This is a genomic window from Methylobacterium sp. 174MFSha1.1 (assembly GCF_900116815.1).
Lineage (GTDB): Bacteria > Pseudomonadota > Alphaproteobacteria > Rhizobiales > Beijerinckiaceae > Methylobacterium.
The window spans coordinates 14,956-35,535 of record NZ_FPCB01000019.1 but is presented as its reverse complement, the minus strand read 5'-3'; the positions used below and the strand labels follow the sequence as shown (position 1 = coordinate 35,535).

Annotated in this window: 17 protein-coding genes; 11 read left to right on the top strand and 6 right to left on the bottom strand. The window is 71.1% G+C overall.

The features are described from left to right. Positions 1–25 precede the first annotated feature (25 nt). The 3 genes from rplI (at position 26) to alr (ending at position 3,646) form a co-directional block, all read left to right on the top strand. Positions 26–595 carry a 50S ribosomal protein L9 gene (gene rplI, locus BM430_RS17295; protein ID WP_093568493.1) on the top strand — a complete coding sequence of 190 codons (570 nt, stop codon included), beginning with the start codon at positions 26–28 and terminating at the stop codon, positions 593–595. A 292-nt stretch (positions 596–887) separates the two neighbouring features. Next, on the top strand, positions 888–2,375 hold the full coding sequence (locus BM430_RS17290; protein ID WP_093568492.1) for a replicative DNA helicase: 1,488 nt from the start codon (positions 888–890) through the stop codon (positions 2,373–2,375). A gap of 173 nt (positions 2,376–2,548) precedes the next feature. Then, entirely contained in the window at positions 2,549–3,646 is a 1,098-nt protein-coding gene (alr, locus tag BM430_RS17285; RefSeq protein ID WP_093568491.1) for an alanine racemase, read from the top strand. Positions 3,647–3,869: 223 nt separating this feature from the next. Here alr and BM430_RS17280 read toward each other — a convergent pair whose 3' ends face one another. From BM430_RS17280 to BM430_RS17260, 5 genes are all read right to left on the bottom strand, one after another. Then, complete coding sequence (locus tag BM430_RS17280; protein WP_093568490.1) at positions 3,870–5,060, bottom strand: ABC transporter permease; 1,191 nt, start codon at positions 5,058–5,060, stop codon at positions 3,870–3,872. Between the two features lie 28 nt (positions 5,061–5,088). Then, the gene (locus BM430_RS35690) at positions 5,089–5,673 is read right to left on the bottom strand and encodes a DUF4112 domain-containing protein (RefSeq protein ID WP_348273083.1); all 585 of its coding nucleotides are present in this window, start codon (positions 5,671–5,673) and stop codon (positions 5,089–5,091) included. Positions 5,674–5,754: 81 nt separating this feature from the next. Then, positions 5,755–6,912 carry an aminotransferase gene (locus BM430_RS17270; RefSeq protein ID WP_093568489.1) on the bottom strand — a complete coding sequence of 386 codons (1,158 nt, stop codon included), beginning with the start codon at positions 6,910–6,912 and terminating at the stop codon, positions 5,755–5,757. 107 nt (positions 6,913–7,019) lie between these two features. Continuing rightward, complete coding sequence (locus BM430_RS17265) at positions 7,020–9,593, bottom strand: putative bifunctional diguanylate cyclase/phosphodiesterase (protein WP_244539524.1); 2,574 nt, start codon at positions 9,591–9,593, stop codon at positions 7,020–7,022. 262 nt (positions 9,594–9,855) lie between these two features. Continuing rightward, positions 9,856–11,310: a MocR-like pyridoxine biosynthesis transcription factor PdxR gene (locus tag BM430_RS17260; RefSeq protein WP_244539523.1), complete on the bottom strand. Its 1,455-nt coding sequence runs from the start codon at positions 11,308–11,310 to the stop codon at positions 9,856–9,858. 647 nt (positions 11,311–11,957) lie between these two features. On the opposite strand from BM430_RS17260, the gene BM430_RS17255 reads away from it, so the two are divergent. The 8 genes from BM430_RS17255 to BM430_RS17220 all read left to right on the top strand — a co-directional run bounded on the left by BM430_RS17255 (position 11,958) and on the right by BM430_RS17220 (position 19,724). Then, a complete protein-coding gene (locus BM430_RS17255) occupies positions 11,958–12,854 on the top strand; it encodes a LysR family transcriptional regulator (protein WP_093568487.1) in 897 nt (298 codons plus the stop codon). Between the two features lie 147 nt (positions 12,855–13,001). Further along, the gene (locus BM430_RS17250) at positions 13,002–13,802 is read left to right on the top strand and encodes a putative hydro-lyase (protein WP_093568486.1); all 801 of its coding nucleotides are present in this window, start codon (positions 13,002–13,004) and stop codon (positions 13,800–13,802) included. A 160-nt stretch (positions 13,803–13,962) separates the two neighbouring features. After that, positions 13,963–15,213: an ABC transporter substrate-binding protein gene (locus BM430_RS17245; protein ID WP_093568485.1), complete on the top strand. Its 1,251-nt coding sequence runs from the start codon at positions 13,963–13,965 to the stop codon at positions 15,211–15,213. 256 nt (positions 15,214–15,469) lie between these two features. Then, positions 15,470–16,348, top strand: a complete 879-nt coding sequence (locus BM430_RS17240; protein ID WP_093568484.1) for a branched-chain amino acid ABC transporter permease — start codon at positions 15,470–15,472, stop codon at positions 16,346–16,348. Next, positions 16,348–17,388: a branched-chain amino acid ABC transporter permease gene (locus tag BM430_RS17235; protein ID WP_093568483.1), complete on the top strand. Its 1,041-nt coding sequence runs from the start codon at positions 16,348–16,350 to the stop codon at positions 17,386–17,388. Before BM430_RS17240 ends, BM430_RS17235 begins: the two co-directional genes overlap by 1 nt. Positions 17,389–17,390: 2 nt before the next feature. Further along, positions 17,391–18,131, top strand: coding sequence for an ABC transporter ATP-binding protein (locus tag BM430_RS17230; RefSeq protein ID WP_093568482.1), 741 nt, complete (start codon positions 17,391–17,393; stop codon positions 18,129–18,131). After that, positions 18,124–18,828, top strand: coding sequence for an ABC transporter ATP-binding protein (locus BM430_RS17225; RefSeq protein ID WP_177303091.1), 705 nt, complete (start codon positions 18,124–18,126; stop codon positions 18,826–18,828). The genes BM430_RS17230 and BM430_RS17225 overlap by 8 nt, the downstream gene beginning before the upstream one ends. A 308-nt stretch (positions 18,829–19,136) precedes the next feature. Next, positions 19,137–19,724, top strand: a complete 588-nt coding sequence (locus tag BM430_RS17220; protein ID WP_093568480.1) for a hypothetical protein — start codon at positions 19,137–19,139, stop codon at positions 19,722–19,724. Between the two features lie 31 nt (positions 19,725–19,755). Here the strand turns inward: BM430_RS17220 and BM430_RS17215 are convergent, their stop codons facing one another. Beyond that, positions 19,756–20,505, bottom strand: coding sequence for a YdcF family protein (locus tag BM430_RS17215; RefSeq protein ID WP_177303086.1), 750 nt, complete (start codon positions 20,503–20,505; stop codon positions 19,756–19,758). Positions 20,506–20,580 lie beyond the last annotated feature (75 nt).

The window sequence follows — 20,580 nt, the reverse complement described above, 5'->3', positions numbered from 1 at the left end:
GCCCCATACTGGAAGGACGACGACCATGGAAGTGATCCTGCTCGAGCGCGTGGCCAAGCTCGGCCAGATGGGCGAGACCGTGAAGGTGCGGCCGGGCTTCGCCCGCAACTTCCTCCTCGCCCGCGGCAAGGCCCTGCGCGCCACGGAAGGCAACAAGAAGCGCTTCGAGGACCAGCGCGCCCAGCTCGAGGCCCGCAACCTCGAGCGCCGCTCGGAGGCCGAGAAGGTCGGCGAGACCCTCAACGGCAAGAGCTTCGTGCTGATCCGCCAGGCCGGCGAGACCGGCGTGCTCTACGGCTCGGTCTCCCCGCGCGACCTCGCCGAGGTGGTGACCCAGGACGGCTTCACGGTGAACCGCGATCAGTTCAACATCGCGCAGCCGATCAAGACCCTGGGCCTGCACGAGGTCCCGGTGGTGCTGCACCCCGAGGTCGAGGTGAAGGTCACCGTCAACATCGCCCGCAGCCCCGAGGAGGCCGAGCGCCAGGCCCGCGGCGAGTCGACCACCACCCGCGAGGAGTTCAACCTCGACGATCTCGGCCTCGAGGTCGGCGCCGCCCTGGCTGAGGCCGGCCCGGACGCGGACGACCGCTGATCGCTCCACGGCAATCCCGCCCGTGAAGGTGGGATTGCCGGGACAGCGGGGACAAGCCCGCTTGTCGGGCTTGACTTGTTCCCATTTTGTTCCAGCATGGCGGGGTCCGCGGCGCGAGTCGCGGGCCCCGCCTGCGTTTCGCGCGACCGCTCGGGCCGCCTGAGTCCGAGCTTCGGTCGAGGATGCAAGGTTTGGTCAACCACGACGGTGCGATGGTCGCCGCCACGTCTATGATATGACACGCGGTCGCCCGACCCGTGCCGCCCCCTTCGATGAGCCGGAGCCCCGCCGGATGGCCATTCCCAGCACCCTGACGGCGAACCTCGAACCCGTGCAGCAGGAATACCGCGTCGCGCCGCACAACATCGACGCGGAGCAGGCGCTGCTCGGCGCGATCCTGGTCAACAACGACGCATTCTACCGGGTCTCGGACTTCCTGCTCCCCGAGCACTTCATGGAGGAGGTGCACCGGCGGATCTACGAGGTGTCGATCACGCTGATCAAGGCCGGCAAGCTCGCGAGCCCGATCACGCTGAAGACCTATCTCGGCGACGCGGATCTCGGCGGCCTCACGGTCGGCCAGTACCTCGCCCGGCTCGCCGCCGAGGCGACGACGGTCATCAATTCCGAGCATTACGGCCGCACGATCTACGACCTGGCTCTGCGCCGGCGGCTCATCACCATCGGCGAGGACCTGGTCAACGGCGCCTACGAGGCCCCGGTCGAGACCTCGCCGCGCGAGCAGATCGAGGCGACCGAGCGCCGGCTCTACGAGCTCGCCGAGACCGGCAAGTACGACGGCGGCTTCCAGAAATTCTCCGACGCCCTGACGGCGGCGGTCGACATGGCGGCCAAGGCCTATCAGCGCGAGGGGCGGCTGTCGGGCATCGCCACCGGCCTGTCCGACCTCGACGCCAAGATGGGCGGGTTGCAGGCCTCGGACCTGATCATCCTGGCCGGCCGCCCCGGCATGGGCAAGACCTCGCTCGCCACCAACATCGCGTTCAACATCGCCAAGGCCTATGTCGGCGAGAAGCAGCCCGACGGCTCGATCGCGACCAAGAACGGCGGCATCGTCGGCTTCTTCTCGCTCGAAATGTCGGCCGAGCAGCTCGCCACCCGCATCATCGCCGAGCAATCGGGCGTCGCCTCCTACAAGATCCGCCGCGGCGACATCCGGCCCGAGGAATTCTACAAGATCACCGACGCCGCCCGGGACATGCAGACGATCCCGTTCTACATCGACCAGACCGGCGGCATCTCGATCGCCCAGCTGGCGGCCCGCGCCCGCCGGCTCAAGCGCCAGCGCGGCCTCGACCTCCTCGTCGTCGACTACCTCCAGCTCCTGTCGGGCTCATCCAAGAAGGGCGACAACCGGGTGCAGGAGATGACCGAGATCACCACCGGCATGAAGGCGCTCGCCAAGGAGCTGGCGGTGCCGATCGTCGCCCTGTCGCAGCTCTCGCGCCAGGTCGAGGCCCGCGACGACAAGCGGCCGCAGCTCTCGGACCTGCGCGAATCGGGCTCGATCGAGCAGGACGCCGACGTGGTGATGTTCGTCTTCCGCGAGGAATACTACGTCAAGAACAAGAAGCCGCGCGAGGGCACCGAGGAGTTCTTCACCTGGGAGGCCGAGATGAACCGCGTCTACGGCAAGGCCGAGGTGATTCTCGGCAAGCAGCGCCACGGCCCCACCGGCACGGTCGAACTCCAGTTCGACGCCGAGATCACCCGGTTCTCGAACCTGGCGCAGGGCGACCGGCTGCCCGACACGATGTGAGGCTGCCCGCCTCTTTCGCGGCGGCCCCGCCACCCTCCGCGTCATCCCGGGGCCCGGCGCAGCCGGGAACCCGGGATGACGCAGTGAGGTCGAGATGGGATCGCCTGACTTTCGGTCATCCAGATCTCGCCGAGCCCTTGGCTCCTCCCCCTTCCGGGCGGTAGACCGGGCGCATGAGCGAATCGAGCCCCATCGGCCATGGCGGCCGCCTCACCATCGACCTCTCGGCCCTGCGGGCGAACTGGCGCCACCTCTCCGAGGTGGCGGAATGCCCGGAGACCGCCGCGGTCATCAAGGCCGACGCCTATGGAAGCGGCATCGCCCGGGCCGCGCCGGCCCTGTGGCGCGAGGGCTGCCGCACCTTCTTCGTCGCCCACCTGTCGGAGGGGCTGGCCGCCCGGGAGGCGGTGCCCGAGGCGGCGATTTACGTGCTGAACGGCTTCCCGCCCGGCCGCGCGCCGGACTACCGGGCCGCGAATCTCCGCCCGGTGCTCGGTTCGCGCGAGGAGATCGCCGAATGGGCGGCGGCGAACCGGGCCGAGGGCGTGACGCGCCCGGCGGCGCTCCACGTCGATACCGGCATGAACCGCCTCGGCCTGTCGGTGCCGGAGGGGCTGGCGCTCGCCGGCGACCCGGTGATCGCTGAGGCCGGCATCGACCTGCTGATGAGCCATCTCGTCAGTGCCGAGGTCGAGCACGACCCCCTCACCGACCGGCAGGCGGCGGCGTTCGCCACCCTGCGGGCCGCCTATCCGGGGATCCGGGCCTCCCTCGCCAACTCGTCGGGCGACTTCCTGCCCGTCTGCCGCGCCGACCTGGCGCGGCCGGGCTACGCCCTCTACGGCGGCAACCCGCGGCCTGGCCACGACAACCCGATGCGCCCGGTGGTGCGGCTCGAGGCCGGCATCCTCCAGGTCCGCGAGGTCGCGGCCGGCGAGACCGCTGGCTACAACGCCCGCTGGGTCGCCCCGGGGCCCCGGCGCCTCGCCACCCTGTCGCTGGGCTACGCCGACGGCTTTCCCCGCGCCTCGACCGGCCGCGGCGAGGCGGTGGTTGGGGGCGTGCGCTGCCCCTTCGTCGGCAACGTCTCGATGGACCTCATCATCCTCGACGTCACCGAGGCGCCGCAGGACGCCCTGGTCAGGGGCGCGCCCGCGATCCTGATCGGCGACGGGCTCGACGTCGATACGGTCGGGCGCAACGCCGGCACGATCGGCTACGAGATCCTGACCGGCCTCGGGAGGCGCTACGAGCGGGTGTACCGGGACTGAGCACCGTCGGGGGGTCGCCCGACAGTCTTGAAGCCCTCCGGGTCATCCCGGGGCGAGCCTTGGCGAGAGCCCGGCATCCATAACCGCCGACGTTCGAGAACGAGACGGGTCGCGTTCCGCTTCATCCTCAAACGTCGAGTTTATGGATCCCGGGTTCCGCTACGCGGCCCCGGGATGACGTGGAGGATGGAAAAAACCGCCGCGAGGCCGAGCCGGGGGCTCCTCACCGGAACGTCTTGCGCGGATCGAACGCGTCCCGCACCGCCTCGCCGGCGAAGATCAGGAGGCTCAGCGTCACGGCGATCACCGCGAAGCCCGTCAGCCCGAGCCACGGCGCCTGCAGGTTGGCCTTGCCCTGCGCCAGCATCTCGCCCAGCGACGGCGAGCCCGGGGGCAGGCCGAAGCCTAGGAAGTCGAGCGACGTGAGGGTAGTGATCGAGCCGTTCAGCACGAAGGGCAGGAAGGTCAGCGTCGCCACCATCGCGTTGGGCAGGAGGTGGCGGAACATGATGCGGGCGTTGGAGAGCCCGAGCGCGCGGGCCGCCCGCACGTATTCGAAGTTGCGCGCACGCAAGAACTCCGCCCGCACCACGCCGACCAGCGACACCCACGAGAACAGCAGCAGGATCCCGAGCAGCACGAAGAAGCTCGGGGTGATGATCGACGAGATGATGATCAGGAGATAGAGCGACGGGATCGCGGTCCAGATCTCAATCACCCGCTGGAACACGAGGTCGACCCAGCCGCCGAAATAGCCCTGCACCGCGCCGGCGAGCACCCCGATCACCGAGGAGACGAGCGCCAGGGTCAGCCCGAACAGCACCGAGAGGCGGAAGCCGTAGAGCAGCCGGGCGACGACGTCGCGGCCCTGGTCGTCGGTGCCGAGCCAGTTCCACTCGATGTCGCGGCAGGTCGTGCCGCCGGTCTTCTCCGCCACGGTTCTGCACTGGGCGTCCGAGAGGAGCCAGGTCGGCGGGGCGGGGGCCGGGACGGGCAGGTCGAGGTTGTGGGTGTTGTAGGAGAAGCGGATCGGCGGCCAGACGGCCCAGCCGTTCTGCGCGATCTCCTTGACGATCACCGGGTCGCGGTAATCGGTGCGGGCCAAAAAGCCGCCGAACTTCTCCTCCGGATAATCGACGACGATCGGAAACAGGATCTCGCCCTTGTAGGAGGCGATGATCGGCCGGTCGTTGGCGATGAACTCGGCGAAGAGGCTCGTGACGAACAGCAGGCAGAACAGCACGAACGACCAGTAGCCGCGCCGGTTCGCCTTGAAGTTCGCCAGCCGCCGCCGGTTCAGCGGCGACAGCCGCCCGGTGCCGGCGGGACCCGGCAGCGGCAGACTGACCGGCCCCGCCGCCGGCGAGGTGACCGGGACGGCGTCGAGCTCAGGCGTCGGGGGGCGCTGGTTCATGCGGCGTCCCCCGGCCGTACGTCTGGGATCAATCGATGCGGGTCGCGGTGACGTCGATCACGCTGGGCTTCAGCGCGCCGCTGCGCTCCAGGTGCCGGCGCAGCAACTGCACGTTGCGGCGGTTGGCCTTGAAGGCGGCGTCGAACAGGTCGCCGACGATCGGCACCACGCCGACCACGCCGTCGATCGCCACGTTCGCGGCCATCCGGGCGAGGAGCCAGCGCGGCGCGCCGAGGCGCTTCGCCTCCCAGACGATGTAGGACGAGATCGCCGTGGTGATCGCATCGCCGATCACCGGGATCAGGCCGACGATCGCGTCGAGGCCGATGCGCCGGTTGCCCGGCAGCAGGATCGCCGTGTCGAGGAGATGGGCGAGCAGGTCGAGCCGCGCCATCACCTGCTCGGGCGACGAGCCCTCCAGGGCCTTGGGGCCCCGGGCCCGCAAGGAGAAGGGGTCGTCCTGCGGGAAGCGGCCGTCCTTGAAGCCGCCGGCCTTGAACTCGGCTCCGTTGCCGGAGGACCCTTGGTCGAAGGAACCTTGGCCGAAAGAACCTTGGCCGAAGGACCCCGCCCCGAAGGGCGGAACGCGGCCGGCCGTCTGCGAAGAGGTCATCCCGGGGCTCCGGAGCGGGTGCGTGGTGCTCATGGTCCAGGATGTGGCCCCGGCTCCCCGGCTCGACAAGGAGGCCCCGCATCAGGTTGCGCGTCCTGCCGCCAGGCCGCGCAGGCGCTCCAGCGCCCGGTCGAGGGTGTCGTCGCGCTTGGCGAAGCAGAACCGCACGATGCTGCGCACCGGCTGGTGGGCGTAGAAGGCGCTGACCGGGATCGCCGCGACGCCGTGCTGCCGCACCAGCCGCTCGCAGAAGGCGACGTCGTCGGTCTCGCCCAGGGGGGCGATGTCGAGGTTGAGGAAGTAGGTGCCGGCCGAGGGCAGGACGCTGAAGCCGAGACTTTTGAGGCCGTCGGCGAACCGATCGCGGGCCCGGGCGAAGTCGGCCCGCATGCCCTCGTAATAGGAATCGTCCTTGGCGAGCCCGTAGGCCACCGCCGCCTGGAGGTTCGGCGGCGTGGTGAAGGTGAGGAACTGGTGCGCCTTGGCGAGCCCCCGCATCAGGGGAGGGGCGGCCATCACGAAGCCGACCTTCCAGCCGGTGAGGGAAAAGATCTTGCCGGCCGAGCCGATCTTCACCGTGCGCTCGCGCATGCCCGGAAGCGCCATCAGCGGCCGGTGGCGGCGGCCGTCGAACACCACGTGCTCCCAGACCTCGTCGCAGAGCGCCACGGCGTCGAAGCGCTGGCAGAAGCGCGCCAGCAACTCCAGGTCCTCGTCCGGGAAGATCGTGGCCGAGGGGTTGAGCGGATTGTTGAGCAGCACGACCTTCGTGCGCGGCGAGAAGGCGGCGGCGAGCGCCGCTTCGGTGATCCGGAAATGTGGGGGCGTCAGGGTGACGAAGCGCGGCACGCCGCCGGCCCGGCGCACCAGCGGCAGGTAGGCGTCGTACATGGGCTCGAACAGCACGACCTCGTCGCCGGGCTCGATCAGGGCCATCAGGGCGCCGGCCAGCGCCTCGGTGGCGCCGGAGGTCACCATCACCTCCGCGTCGGGATCGAGGTCGAGCCCCTGCCAATGCGCGTAATGCGCCGCGATCGCCCGGCGCAGCTCCGGCAGCCCCATCATCGGCGGGTACTGGTTCCAGCCCTCCACCACCGCCTCGGCGGCCTTGGCGCGCACGTCGGCCGGGCCCGGATCGTCCGGGAAGCCCTGGCCGAGATTCACGGCGCCGGTCTCCCGGGCGAGCGCCGACATCACCTCGAACACGGTGGTCGGCAGGTCGGCGAAGATGGGGTTCATGCGGGAACGCGGGTTCGAGGACGGGACGCGGCCTCGCTACCACGCCGGCGGACCGGACGGAACCGAGCCGGCTGTCACGCCCCGGGCGCCGGCCATGCCGGCGCGGATCACGCCCTCAGCCGCTCCTCCGGAAGCAACAGGGCCGCGAAGGCCTCCGCCGGCATCGGCCGGCCGAACAGGTAGCCCTGCGCCTCCTCGCAGCCCTTCGCGAGGAGCCGCCCGGCCACCGCCTCGGTCTCGACGCCCTCGGCGGTCACCGAAAGGCCGAAGCTGCGGCCGAGGGTCAGCACCGACTGGACGATCGCCCGGTCCCGGATCGCCTGGTTGAGGCCCGTCCCGTCCTGGCCTGAGGCCTCCATGCCCTGCACGAAGGAGCGGTCGATCTTCAGCCGCGTGAGCGGGAAGCGCTTGAGCAGGCTCAACGAGGCGTAGCCGGTGCCGTAATCGTCGAAGGCGAGCCCGATGCCGAGGTCGCGCAAGGCCCGCAGCGGGGCGATCAGGGCCTCGTCGTGCTGCAGGATGATGGTCTCGGTGATCTCCAGTTCGAGGGCGGAGGCCGGCAGGCCGGAATCGGCGAGCGCCGCCCGCACCTCGTCGACGAGGCTCACCGAGTGGAACTGCGCGCCGAACAGGTTGACGCTGAGGCGCAGGTCGCCCGCCCCGTCCCGGCGCCAGGCGGCGGCCTGGGCGCAGGCCTCGCGCAGCACCCAGCGGCCCACCGGCGCGGCGAGCCGGCTCGCCTCGAGGGGAGCCAGGAACTCGCCCGGCGCGAGCAGGCCGAGCCGGGGATGGCGCCAGCGGATCAGGGCCTCGGCGCCGACGATCCGGCGGTCGCGGAGGCGCACCTGCGGCTGGTAGACCAGCGCGAACTCCCCGGCCGCCAGCGCCCGGGGCAGTTCTTGCTGGCGCGCGGTCCAGGCCAGGGTGGCGTCGCGCAAGGCGGGCGTGAACACGCGGTGGCAGTGCCGCCCGGCGCGCTTGGCCTCGTAGAGCGCCATGTCGGCGCTGGCGAGCAGCCCGTCGGCGAGGGGGCCGTGCCCGGGGCTGAGCGCGATGCCGATGCTCGCCCCGATATGGATGGTCTGGCCGTCGACCGGGAACGGCTCGGAGAGGCTGTGCAGGATCGTCCCGGCGACCGTGACGGCGGCGTCCTCGTCGTAGCCGGGCAGCAGGACCGCGAACTCGTCGCCGCCCATCCGGGCGACGAGGCCGGCCTTGCCCGTGCAGGCGCAGAGGCGCGCGCCGGCCTGCCGGATCAGGTCGTCGCCCGCCTCGTGGCCGAGCATGTCGTTGACCTTCTTGAAGCCGTCGAGGTCGATCATCAGGGCGGCGGCCGGCCGCTCGGGGGCGGCGCGCCCCATCGCCAGGGCGAGGCCGCGGCGGTTGCTCAGGCCGGTCAGGCCGTCCGTCTCGGCCTGCCGGCGCAGGGTCTCCATCAGGCGGGCGCGCTCGCGCATCCGGTCCTCCAGCACCGCGAGCGCGTCGAACAGCCGGCGGATCTCGACGATGCGCAGGGCCGGCTGCGGGCGGGCGGCGGGCACGCCGCCCTCGGCCAGCGCCATCGCGGTCTCCCGCGCGACCAGCAGCGGGCGCAGCACCGAGGCGCGCAGGGATTGCAGCAGGGCGACCAGCAGGACGAGGATCGCGACGGTGCCGCCGGCGACCGCGAGGAGCCGCGCGCGCATCGCGTCGCGCTCGGCGGCGAAGCCCGCGACCATGCCGGCGAGGTAGCGCTCGCGCAGGGCCTCGACTGGCTTCAGGGTCGGCACGTAGCGGCGGGTGAGCTCGTCGGCGGTGAGGCTGTACCGGCCCGAGGCGCGCCCCTCCGCGATCGTCGCCTCGATCAGGCCGAGCCCGCGTCCGGCGAAGGTCTCCTCCACCTCGCGGAACAGTCCTTCCATAGGTTGCCCGGGCCCGAACGCCGACTGGCCGCGCAGCAGCCGCATCAGCTCCAGGATGCGGCCGCGGATCTGCGTGGCGTCGGTGAACTGGCGCGTGTCGAGGGGGCGGTGTACGGCGACGGCCGGGATGATGGCGGAGCCGATCCGGCCGCCATACTCGCGCAGGTCGCTCACCGCGTGGCCGATCAGGGCCGATCCGGCGAGAGCGGGGTCGGCCCGGCCGATCTCGCGGATCTCCCAGGCGACCACGTCCTGGAACGTGTCGACCGCGGCGATCATCCGGGCGATCGCGCCGGTGATGTCCTCCGGGCCCCGCTCCGCCGCCCGCAGGCCGGCCACCCGGTCGACGTCCCGCCGCGCCTCGTCGAGCCGGGCGACGGCCGCCGCGAGGAGGCCGTAGGGGAGGGCGTGGCCGGGCTCGTCCTTCACCGGCCCGCGCAGGGCCGCCAGGGCGCCGTCGCTCGCCGCCCGGAACGCGGCGAGCCGTCCTTGCGCCGCCGGATCGCTGCCGGGCGCGATCGACATCGCGACGTTCGCCGGGCCGCGTTCCGCCGAGAGGCGGTTGGCGGCCTCGAGCACCTGGCGCAGCCGGCTGATGCGCACGAGGTTGCTCTGGCCGTCGCGATAGGCCGCGACCGAGGGCGCGATGACGATCGCCGTGAGGGCGACGAGGCCCGCCGCGAGGAGGAGGGCGGTGCCCCAGAGCCGGCGCCCCAGCCTGACCTCCCGCCGCCCCCCCTGACCCGGGGGCTCCGCCGATGCCGGAGATGGTTGCTGCACGGGGACCCTCGGGAAAGGGCCGGAGCGATGCACCGGCCGGATGCTGCCTCTGCTGTCGGGCTAGGGGGGATTCCTTGCCGAACGCTTAGATTCGGACGTGTCGGCGCTGCATCCGGCGATTGTTTCGGAGTTGTCCCTTGGTCATATACTGTGGGAAGTATCCGAGGTCCGGTCGGGTCGAGGCTTGCTCGAGCCGGGACGTCGTCGCGGGCGGGGTGACGGCAGGAGTGGGACGGCGCCCCTCGCGCGCCGGCCGCCCCGGTCACGTCCCACTGGGAGGCCCGTCACCGAGCGCCGCGGCGAGGCGGCGGATGCCGGTCCGGATCGTCTCGGGCTCGCTGCCGGCGAAGCCGAGGAGCAGCCCGGCCCGGTCCGGCCGCGTCGCCGCGTCGTGGTAGGTCGGGCCGACCGGGTAGACGCCGACTCCCGCCGCCCGCGCCGCCGCGGCGATCCCGGCCTCGGCCGCGGCCGGAACGCCCTCGAACCAGGCGACGAGGTGCAGGCCCGCCGCCGCGCCCTCGACGCGCACCCGCCCGCCGAAACTCTCCGCGAGGGCGGCGAGCAGGGCGGCGCGCCGGCCGGCATTGCGCCGCCGCGCCTGGCGCAGGTGGCGCTCGTAGCCGCCCTCGGCCAGGAGGGTGGCGAGGGCGGCCTGTTCCAGCCCCGGCGCCTGCCGGTCGGCGAGGCGCTTGGCCTCCGCGAAGGCCGCGCTCAAGGCTTCAGGCACCACCAGGTAGCCGAGGCGCAGCTGCGGCGAGAGGGTCTTGGAGACGGTGCCGACGTAGACGACGCGTCCCGCCCGGTCGAGGCTCCGCAGCGCCTCCACCGGCCGCGCGTCGAAGCGGTACTCGCCGTCGTAATCGTCCTCGACGATCGTCGCGCCGCAGGCCTCCGCCCAGGCCAGCAGCGCCTGCCGGCGGGCGGCGGGCAGCACGCCGCCGAGGGGGAACTGGTGCGAGGGCGTGACGTAGGCGAGCCGCGCCGGGCCGATCTCCGGGAGGCGCCCGGTCTGCAGGCCCTCCGCATCGACCGGGACCGGCACGATCGCGGCGCCGGCGGCGGCGAAGACTTTTCGCGCCGCGCCGTAGCCCGGATCCTCCATCACCACCCGGTCGCCGGGATCGACGAGGAGCCGGGTGCAGAGGTCGATCCCCTGCTGCGAGCCGTTGACCACGACGATCTGGTCGAGGCCGCAGCGGAGGCCCCGCGCCCGCCAGAGATAGGCCTGGAGCGCGGCGCGCAACTGAGGCAGCCCGCGCGGATCGCCGTAGCCGAGCCGGGCCGGCCGGCGCAGCAGGGCCGCGTTGAGCGCCCGGCGCCAGGCGAGGACCGGAAAGTCGTCGCCCGAGAGGTCGCCGTAGCGGAAATCGATCGCGGGGGCCGGCAGGGAAGCGGGGGGCGGTTCCGCCAGGAGGCGCTGCCCGTAGGCGGAGAGGCGGGGCGCCGGGTTCGGCCCGGAAGCGGCCGGAGCCGTATTCGGCAGGATGCCGGCGGCGACCCGCGTCCGGGCGCCCGGCCGCGTCTCCAGATAGCCCTCGGCGACGAGCTGGTCGTAGGCCGCCGTCACGGTGGTGCGCGAGATCCCGAGCTCCGCCGCCAGCGCCCGGGTCGAGGGCAGGGCGGAGCCCGGCGGATAGAGGCCCGCGGCGATCTGCGCCTTCAGGTCGGCGCCGATGCGGGCGCTCGTGGGGAGCGCGCGGGGAGGGGTTGCGTCCAAACTGGCCTGGTCCTGTCCGTCCGAAGCGACGTCTAGCATGGACCAGTGAGACGGGCTTCTCGTGGAAGGACGAGGCGCGGGTTTCCCCTCTCCCGCGGGCGCAGGGCTGTCCGGGGAAACGAGTGGCGCGGATCTTTTCCCTCCCCCCTCTGCGGGCTAGCGTGTTCACACATCTCACTCTGACACCCCGGGAGGAAGCGTAGCCTTGACAGCCCGGTTGTTGATTTCGTTTCGCTTTTCGCCACGCCCTAGCTTGAAAGGCTGCGTAGAGGGACGATCAGCTAACTCATTGTCAGGGCTTTGTTTTTCCTCGATGTGTGAATCCGCTAGCCTCTGCGGGGGAGGGTGGCCCCCGGAGGGGGCCGGGAGAGGGGGCGACGCTTCCGGAGACGTCGCGCGTTTCTTGACGCGCGCCACCTGGATCAGCGTCGCGCTGCCCCTCTCCCGGCCCCTGCTGACGCTGGGGCCACCCTCCCCCGCAGAGGGGGGAGGGGAAACCCGCGCCACTCGTTTCCCCGGACAGCCCTGCGCCCGCGGGGAGAGGAGAAGGCCGCGCCCACCCTCTCGCATTCCGCCGCAGGCCGCCGTCATTTGCGCATGGTCCGAACCTTGCTGCATCATGTCCCGCGGGCGATCCGGGACGGGGCATGGCGGAACTGAGAAGCCTCGAGATCTTCTACTGGACCGCCTCGCTGTGCAGCTTCCGCAAGGCGGCGGAGCGGATGAACACCTCGCAGCCGGCGGTGTCGCAGCGCATCGCGGCGCTCGAGGAGGAGTTCGGGGTCCGGTTGTTCGAACGGCGCGCCCGCTCGGTGGTGCTGACGGCGAAGGGCCGCGACCTCCTGGCTTACGCCGAGCGCTTCCTGCGCCTGCGCACCGAGATGATGCAGGCGGTGGCCGGGCCCGGGACGATGCGCGGCGTGCTGCGCCTCGGCGTGTCGGACACCATCGTGCATACCTGGCTGATGCGCTTCATCGCCCGGATGAACGAGTCCTATCCGGGGATCACCGTCGACATCGCGGTCGACATCTCGCCCACCATGCGCGACGCGCTGCTCAACCGCGACCTCGACCTCGCCTTCCTGGTCGGGCCGATCACCATGCCGAACCTGGTCAACCTGCCGCTCTGCAGCGTGTCCCTGGCCTGGATCGCCGCGCCGGGGCTCGATCTCGGTCCCGGCGAGGTGACCCTGGCGAGCCTGCTGCGGCACCCGCTGATCACCTACCCGAAGAACACCAACCCTTATGCGTCCCTGCGCGAGATGCTGGCGCAGTCGAACCTGCCGCCGCCGCGCCTGCACAGCAACGCCTCGCTCTCCACCATCGTCCGGATGGCGCGGGAGGGGATCGGCATCGGGGTGATTCCGCCCGAGGTGGTGCGCCGGGACATCGAGGAGGGGGCGCTGCGGATCATCGCCCCGGCGCCGGCCCTGCCGGACATCCACTTCACCGCCACCTATCCCAGCGCCCCCGACGACGGGCTCGCCGCGACGGCGGCGCGGCTCGCCTGCGAGGTCGCGGCCTGTCCGGACTGGCGCCGCTGATGCTCCGTCGCGGGCAATCGATAAGGAGGACTTATCGAAACCGATGCGAAATGACGATTGGCCCTTACCTGCACAACGGGTGATCATGGCGCATCGCTGGGCACGGACCGATCCGGGACCACGCGAGATCCGGGACGAGGAGCAGTGATGACCCTTCCCTTCGATCGGGCGCGGATGAGCGGCGAGGCGGCCCGACTCGCCTGCCGCAGCGGCGCCATCACCGGCTGCACCGCCGGCATCGCCGACGGCTACGTCCAGGGCAACCTCGCGGTGCTGCCCGCCGACCTCGCCGACGAGTTCCTGCTCTTCGCCCAGCGCAACCCGAAACCGTGCCCGATCATCGGCGTCTCGGCGAAGGGCGAGCGCCGCATTCCCGAACTCGGCCTCGACCTCGACATCGCCACGGATATCCCCGGCTACCGGATCTGGCGCGACGGCGTGGTGGTGGAGGAGCGGGACTCGGTCGCCGATCTGTGGCGCGACGACCTCGTGGCCTTCGTGATCGGCTGCTCCTACTCGTTCGAGGCGGCGATGGCCGAGGACGGGCTCCCCCTGCGCCACGTCGAGATGGGGGTGCGGGTGCCGATGTACCGCACCAGCGTCGCGACCGCCCCGGCCGGCCGCTTCGCCGGGCCGATGGTGGTGTCGATGCGCCCGCTCACCCCCGCCCAGGCGATCCGGGCGGTGCAGATCACCTCGCGCTTCCCCTCCGTGCACGGCGCGCCGGTGCATCTCGGCCGGCCGGACCTGATCGGCATCCAGGACATCGGGGCGCCCGATTACGGCGATCCGGTCGAGATCCGCGACGACGAGATCCCGGTCTTCTGGGCCTGCGGCGTGACCCCGCAATCGGTGATCGCCGCCGTGCGGCCGGCCTTCGCCATCACCCACGCCCCCGGCTGCATGCTGATCACCGACCGGCGCAACAACGAGTTCGCCGTGCTCTGAAGATGGGCCCGGTCCATTCGTCTCAAGAGCAACTTGAAGTCACCTCCGGGTCTTGTTCGTGCATCGTGTCCACAGCCGGTTCGATATGTGTGTCGTGCCGGCTGTTCAAGGGACGCGGAATGAGGCTTAGAGGATATCGCAGCCCCCTGGAGACCAGCGCATGATCCGTCGTCGAGAACTCTTGGTGGGCGCCGGCGCCCTCTCGCTCGCCTCGTTGCGGGGCGCCCCGGCCCGCGCGGCGGCGCCGGAGGTGGTGGTCGGCGTGCTCTACGCCATGTCGGGGGCGAGCGCGCAGGTCGGGGTGGATGCCCGCCACGCCATCGAGACGGCGCTCGACCTCATCAACAACGACCACGACCTCGACCTGCCGGGCGCCAAGGGCGCGGGCCTGTCCGGCATGGGCGGCGCCAAGATCCGCCTCGTCTTCGCCGACCACCAGGCCGATCCCCAGAAGGGCCGCGCCGAGGCCGAGCGCCTCATCACCCAGGACAAGGTCTCGGCCCTCGTCGGCTGCTACCAGTCGGCGGTCTCGGCGACCGTCAGCGCCACCGCCGAGCGCTACGGCGTGCCCTTCGTCTGCGCCGATTCCTCCTCGCCGAGCCTGCACCGCAAGGGCCTGAAGTACTTCTTCCGCCCGGCCGCGCACGACGAGATGTTCTCGACCGCGATGTTCGACTTCCTCGATGCCCAGCGCAAGCAGGGCAAGACGATCGACTCGGTCGCGCTGTTCTTCGAGGACACGATCTACGGCGTCGATTCCTCGACCGTGCAGCGCAAGCTGGCGGCCGAGCGCGGCTACAAGCTCGTCGCCGACGTGAAGTACAAGAGCAACTCGCCCTCTCTGACCGCCGAGGTGCAGCAGCTCAAGACCGCCAACGCCGACGTGCTCTTGCCGACGAGCTACACCACCGACGCGATCCTGCTCACCAAGACCATGGCCGAGCTCGGCTACAAGCCGAAGAGCATCATCGCGCAGGCCGCCGGCTTCTCCGAGAAGGTCACCTACGACGCGGTCGGCGACAAGTTGCAGGGGCTGATCTCCCGCGGCAGCTTCTCCCTCGACCTCGCCGCCAAGCGCCCGATGGTCGCGACGGTGAACAACATGTACAAGGCCCGGGCCGGCCGCGACCTCAACGACAATTCCTCGCGCCAGTTCATGGCCTTGATCGTGCTCGCCGACGCCCTCGACCGCGCAGGCTCGACCGACGGCCAGAAGATCCGCGCCGCGCTCGCCGCTACCGACATCCCGGGCGTCCGCACGGTGATGCCCTGGACCAAGGTAGCCTTCGGGCCCGACGGCCAGAACATCCATGCCGACCCGGTGCTGCTGCAATGGATCGGCGACAAGTTCGTCACGATCTTCCCGGATGCCGCCGCGGTCGCGCCGGCGAAGTGGCCGATGAATACTTGAACCGGTCGTTCTTCCTGCTGAACGACGCGAGGTGAAGCATACCTCCCCTCTCCCGTGTGGGAGAGGGGTCGGGGGTGAGGGTGACACGCTTCCGTGTAAAGCTGAGAGCGTCGTGCTGGCAGCGTAGCGGTTCAGATCTATTCGGAAGCGCGCCACCCTCACCCCTACCCCTCTCCCACACGGGAGAGGGGATCCCGCGTTTTACTTGACGACGATCGAACAATTTCACGCGCCGCCCACCGGAGCTCCGACCCCCATGACGACGCAAGCCCTGGTGCAGGTGCTGGCGAGCGGCCTCCTGATGGGCTTGATCTACGCCCTGATCGCGGTCGGACTCTCCCTCATCTTCGGCCTGATGGACGTGGTGAACTTCGCCCACGGCGAGTTCCTGATGCTGGCGATGTACGCGACCTTCGGGCTGGTGCTGGTCACCCGGCTCGACCCGGTGGTGCTGATGCCGCTGGTGGCGGCCCTCCTCTTCATGCTGGGGGCCGCCGCCTATCTGGGCGTGGTGCGCTTCGCCATGCGGGCCAAGGCCAACCAGGGCATGGTGCAGATCTTCGCGACCTTCGGGCTCGCGATCCTGCTCCAGGGCGCCGCGCAGTACCTGTTCACGCCCGATTACCGCAACGTCCAGAACACCTGGCTCGGCGGGCGCACCCTCGAACTCGGCGGGATCTTCCTGCCCTGGCCGCAGATCTTCGGCGCCTTCGTCTCGCTCGCCGCCTTCGGGGGCCTGCACCTCCTGATGAGCCGGACCGATTTCGGCCGCGCGCTGGAGGCGACCCGCGAGGACCAGGGCGCGGTGGCGCTCGTCGGCATCGACCGCAACCGGGTCTTCGCCCTCGGCTGGGGGTTGGGCGCCGCGCTCGTCGGCCTCGCCGGCGCCGTGCTGGCGATCTTCTACTACATCCACCCCCAGGTCGGGGCGAGCTTCGCCCTCATCGCCTACGTCACGGTGGCGCTCGGCGGCTTCGGCAGCGTCGGCGGAGCGCTCGTCGCCGGGATCATCGTCGGCCTCGTCGAGGCCTTCACGGCGGTGATCCTGCCGCCGGCGCTGAAATCCGTCGGCGTCTACGCCCTCTACCTCGCGGTGGTGTTCGCGCGGCCGCAAGGCCTGTTCGGGAGGCTTTGATGACCACGCTGACCACCGCCCTCGCGCCGGGCTCCGCCCCGGCCCGGGCCGAGGCGAGCTACGCAGCGAAGCGCCGGCGCAAGCTGATCGTCGCCGCCCTGGTCTTCGCCGGCCTCGCCGCGCTTCCCTACGGCATCCGCGACGTCTATCTCCAGAACGTCCTGATCCTCACCCTGATGTACGCCGCGCTCTCGCAGAGCTGGAACATCCTGGGCGGCTATTGCGGCCAGGTCTCGCTCGGCCACGCGCTGTATTTCGGCTTCGGCGCCTACGCGACCTCGGTCCTGTTCGTGAATTACGGCGTGCTGCCGTGGTTCGGCATGCTGGCGGGGGGGATGCTCTCGGCGGTGGTGGCGCTGATCCTCGGCTATCCGTGCTTTCGCCTCGCCGGCCACTACTTCTCGATCGCCACCATCGTGATCGCGGAGATCGGCCTCCTCCTGGTTCACAACTGGGAGTTCGTCGGCGGCGCGATGGGCATCCAGTGGCCGTTCAACCCCGATTCGTGGTGGACGCTGCAATTCGCCCGCGACAAGATCCCGTACGTCCACTTCGCGGTCGGCTTCCTGGCGGTGGTCTGGTTCGTGACCTGGCTGATCGAGGGCTCGCGCTGGGGCTACTGGTGGCGCGCGGTCAAGGACGACGCCCAGGCCGCCGAGAGCCTCGGCGTCGAGGTCTTCCGCTCCAAGATGGCGGCGGCCGCGGTCTCGGCCTTCTTCACCGCCATCGGCGGCGGCTTCTACGCGGCCTACGTCTCCTACATCGACCCCGAGAGCGTGATGAGCTTCCGCTTCTCGCTGCTCTTCGCCCTGCCGGCGGTGCTCGGCGGCATCGGCACGCTGTGGGGACCGCTCGTCGGCGCCGCGATCCTGATCCCCCTCACCGAGATCAGCCGCTCCTATCTCGGGGGCAGCGGCAACGGCCTCGACCTGATGCTCTACGGCGTGCTCGTGATGGTGGTGGCGCTGGCCCGGCCGGAAGGCGTGCTCAGCCTGTTTCGCCGCACCCGCAAGGCCCGCAACGAGGAGGCGACGCCGTGAGCATGCCTGCTGCTTCTTCGCCCCTGCTGCACATCGACCACGTCACGCTGCGCTTCGGCGGCCTCGTCGCCAATGCCGATGTCAGCCTCGACGTGCCCGAGGGCCAGATCCTCGGCCTGCTCGGGCCGAACGGCGCCGGCAAGTCGACGCTGTTCAACCTGATCTCCGGCACGTACCAGCCGAGCGAGGGAAAAATCTTCTTTCGCGGCGAGGACATCACCCCGCTCTCGGCCCCCGAGCGCTGCCGGCGCGGCATCGCCCGCACCTTCCAGGTGCCGCGCTCGTTCGACTCGATGAACGTGATCGAGAACGTGATCGTCGGGGGCTTCGCCCGCCACGCCAGCGCCGCGGCGGCGCGACGGGTGGCGCTGGAAACCCTCGACTTCGCTGGCTTGAGCCACCGCGCCGAGGCCGTGGCCGGCGAGCTGACGCCGCCCGAGAAGCGCCGCCTCGAGGTCGCGCGCGCGCTCGCCACCGAGCCGAAGCTCCTCCTCCTCGACGAGGTGCTGACGGGGCTCACCCCGAGCGAGGCCAAGGCCGGCGTCGAGCTGATCCGCAAGGTGGCGGCGAGCGGCGTCACCGTCATCATGGTCGAGCACGTGATGGAGGTGGTGATGCCGCTCGTCGACCGGGCCGTGGTGCTGCATCTCGGCCGCGTGCTCGCCGAGGGCCACCCGACCGAGGTCGTGCGCCACGAGGGCGTCATCACCGCCTATCTGGGGGAGCGTCACCGTGCTGCTTGAGGTCCGCGGGCTCTCCACCGCCTATCAGGGCCTGTTGGCCATCCAGGGCGTCTCGATCGAGGTCGATTCCGGCGAGATCGTCGTCGTGGCGGGCGCGAACGGCGCCGGCAAGTCGACCCTGCTCAAGTCCATCGCCGGGATGGAGCGGCCCAAATCCGGCGAGGTGGTGTTCGACGGCACCCGCCTCGACGGCCTGCCGGGCCACGCCATCACCGCCAGGGGCATCGCCTACGTGCCGGAGAACAAGCGGCTGTTTCCGCGCCTGTCGGTCGCCGACAATTTGCGGCTCGGCAGCTACCTCCACCGCAAGGCCGCCGACCGCGAGGCGCCGCTGGAGCGGGTCTTCGCGCTGTTCCCCCGCCTCAAGGAGCGCCTGCCGCAGCGCGCCGGCACCCTCTCGGGCGGCGAGCAGCAGATGCTCGCCATCGGCCGCGCCCTGATGACGCGGCCGCGCTTGCTGATGCTCGACGAACCCTCGCAGGGCATCATGCCCAAGCTCGTCGACGAGATTTTTTCCGCCATCGAGGCGATCCGCGCCTCGGGCACCACGATCCTGCTCGTCGAGCAGCGCCTGGCGGAGTCGCTCGGCATCGCCGACCGCGCCTACGTGCTCCAGACCGGCCGCCTGATGCTCTCGGGGCCGGCCGCGACCCTGCGCGACGATCCGGAGGTGCGACGGGTGTATCTGGGGATCTGACGCCCCGTCCGGCCGCTCCATCAAGTCCAGCAGACCCCGATCTGCTGCCCTCAACGTCATCCCGGGGCTCGACGCAGTCGAGAACCAGGGATCCATAACCGCCGATGGTGCAGGCTCAGGCTGAACGCCATTCGCCTCCTCCTGAAGCGTCAGCGGTTATGGATCCCGGGTTCCGCTGCGCGGCCCCGGGATGACGCGGAGGGTTGGTCATGTCGTGGGGACGAGGCGAGCAGCGGGCCTCGGGTAAGCCGGAGACTCCCTCCCGCCGCACCGATGCTCTACAGAGGGGCCTCACGGAGAGCCCCTTGATGACCAGCCGCACCACCGAGATCACGCTTGAGCGCATCGCCCTGATCCGGCGGCTGGTCGTGGCCTGGGACCCGGCGGGGCAGGGCGCTCCGGTGATCCACCCGGACGCGCCCTATGGCAGCCTCGACCGCGACGGCGACATCGCCAACGTCACCGGCGACGACGAGGGCGCGGCCGAGGAGCACCGGGCGGTCGGCGAGGCGCTGGTCGCCTTCCTGCACCATGCCGACCTCAAGCCCGGCCGCTACAGCTACCACAACCCCCTGACCAAGCTCGACCTGTCCCACGTCTCCGACGTCTTTCGAGACGAGGGCACGGGAACGTCGCCCGAGCAGATCGTGTTCGAGGTCGGTCCCGAGCACGTCGCCCTGATCCGTCGTCTCGCCATGGGCTGGGACGAGGCCCGCGGGGTGCCGGCGGTGGACGGCGCGGCGCCCTACGGCGCGGGCTCCCTGGAGGAGGCGATGACCCGGGCGCTCGGGGCCGGGCGCGAGGACCTGGCGCACCTGCACCGGTCGATGCAGCCGGCCCTGCAGATCTTCCTGCGCAGCGCCGACATCGCGCCGGGGGATTACACGATCGCCTGACCTGGGCGTCGCCGCGAGAGCGTCCGGAGATTCACCGCACCAGCGGCTCGGCCACCATCTTCACCGGGTGGCCGCGGCTGACCAGCACCGCCGCGCTCGAATGCTCGGGGTCGGTCTCGAACCGGGTGCGGACCCAGGCGACCAGGAACTTCGCGTATTCCGAGGCGAGCAGCCGCGCCGAGGCCGGGTGGCGCCACCACTGGTCGGGGTCGACCCCCTCGGGGACGACCGGGTGCGGCACCACCTGGTGGCCCTCCGCCAGCGCATGGTCGAGCTCCACCAGGGTGCGCGGCATGTGGTAGTTCGAGGTCACCACCGCGACGCTCCGAAAACCGTTCTCGCGCATCCAGCGCCGGATCTCGATGGCGTTGCCGATGGTGTTGCGGGCCCGGTAGTCGAGGTCGACGCAGCAGTCGATCAGGTGCTGCTGGCCCGGATTGAGCCGGGCGATCTCGTCGCGGCTGGTGCGCTCGTTGACGCCGGTGATGAGGAGCCGCCGGCCGTAGCCGCCGGCGAGCAGGTCCATCGCGTCCTCGATGCGTTGCGCCCCGCCGGTGAGCGCCACGATGCCGTCGGAGGGGCCGAGGGGCACCCGCTCGGAGCGGGCGAGGCCGGCCACGAAGGCGAGGAAGCCGAGGGCGAGGGCGAGGCCCCCGGCGAGCCCCAGGCCGGCGAGGCCGAGGGCGAGGCGTCGGCGCAGGCTCCACCGGGGCGGGGGCGGTCCCTCGGATCCGCCGCCCGACCAGGACCATCCCACCACGTCGCCGGTTCGCGTCGTCATTCCGCGCTGCATCCGCGAGGTCATCTCACCCGTGCCGAGCATAGTGCCGATTGCGGCGGCCGAGAGGCAACCGTC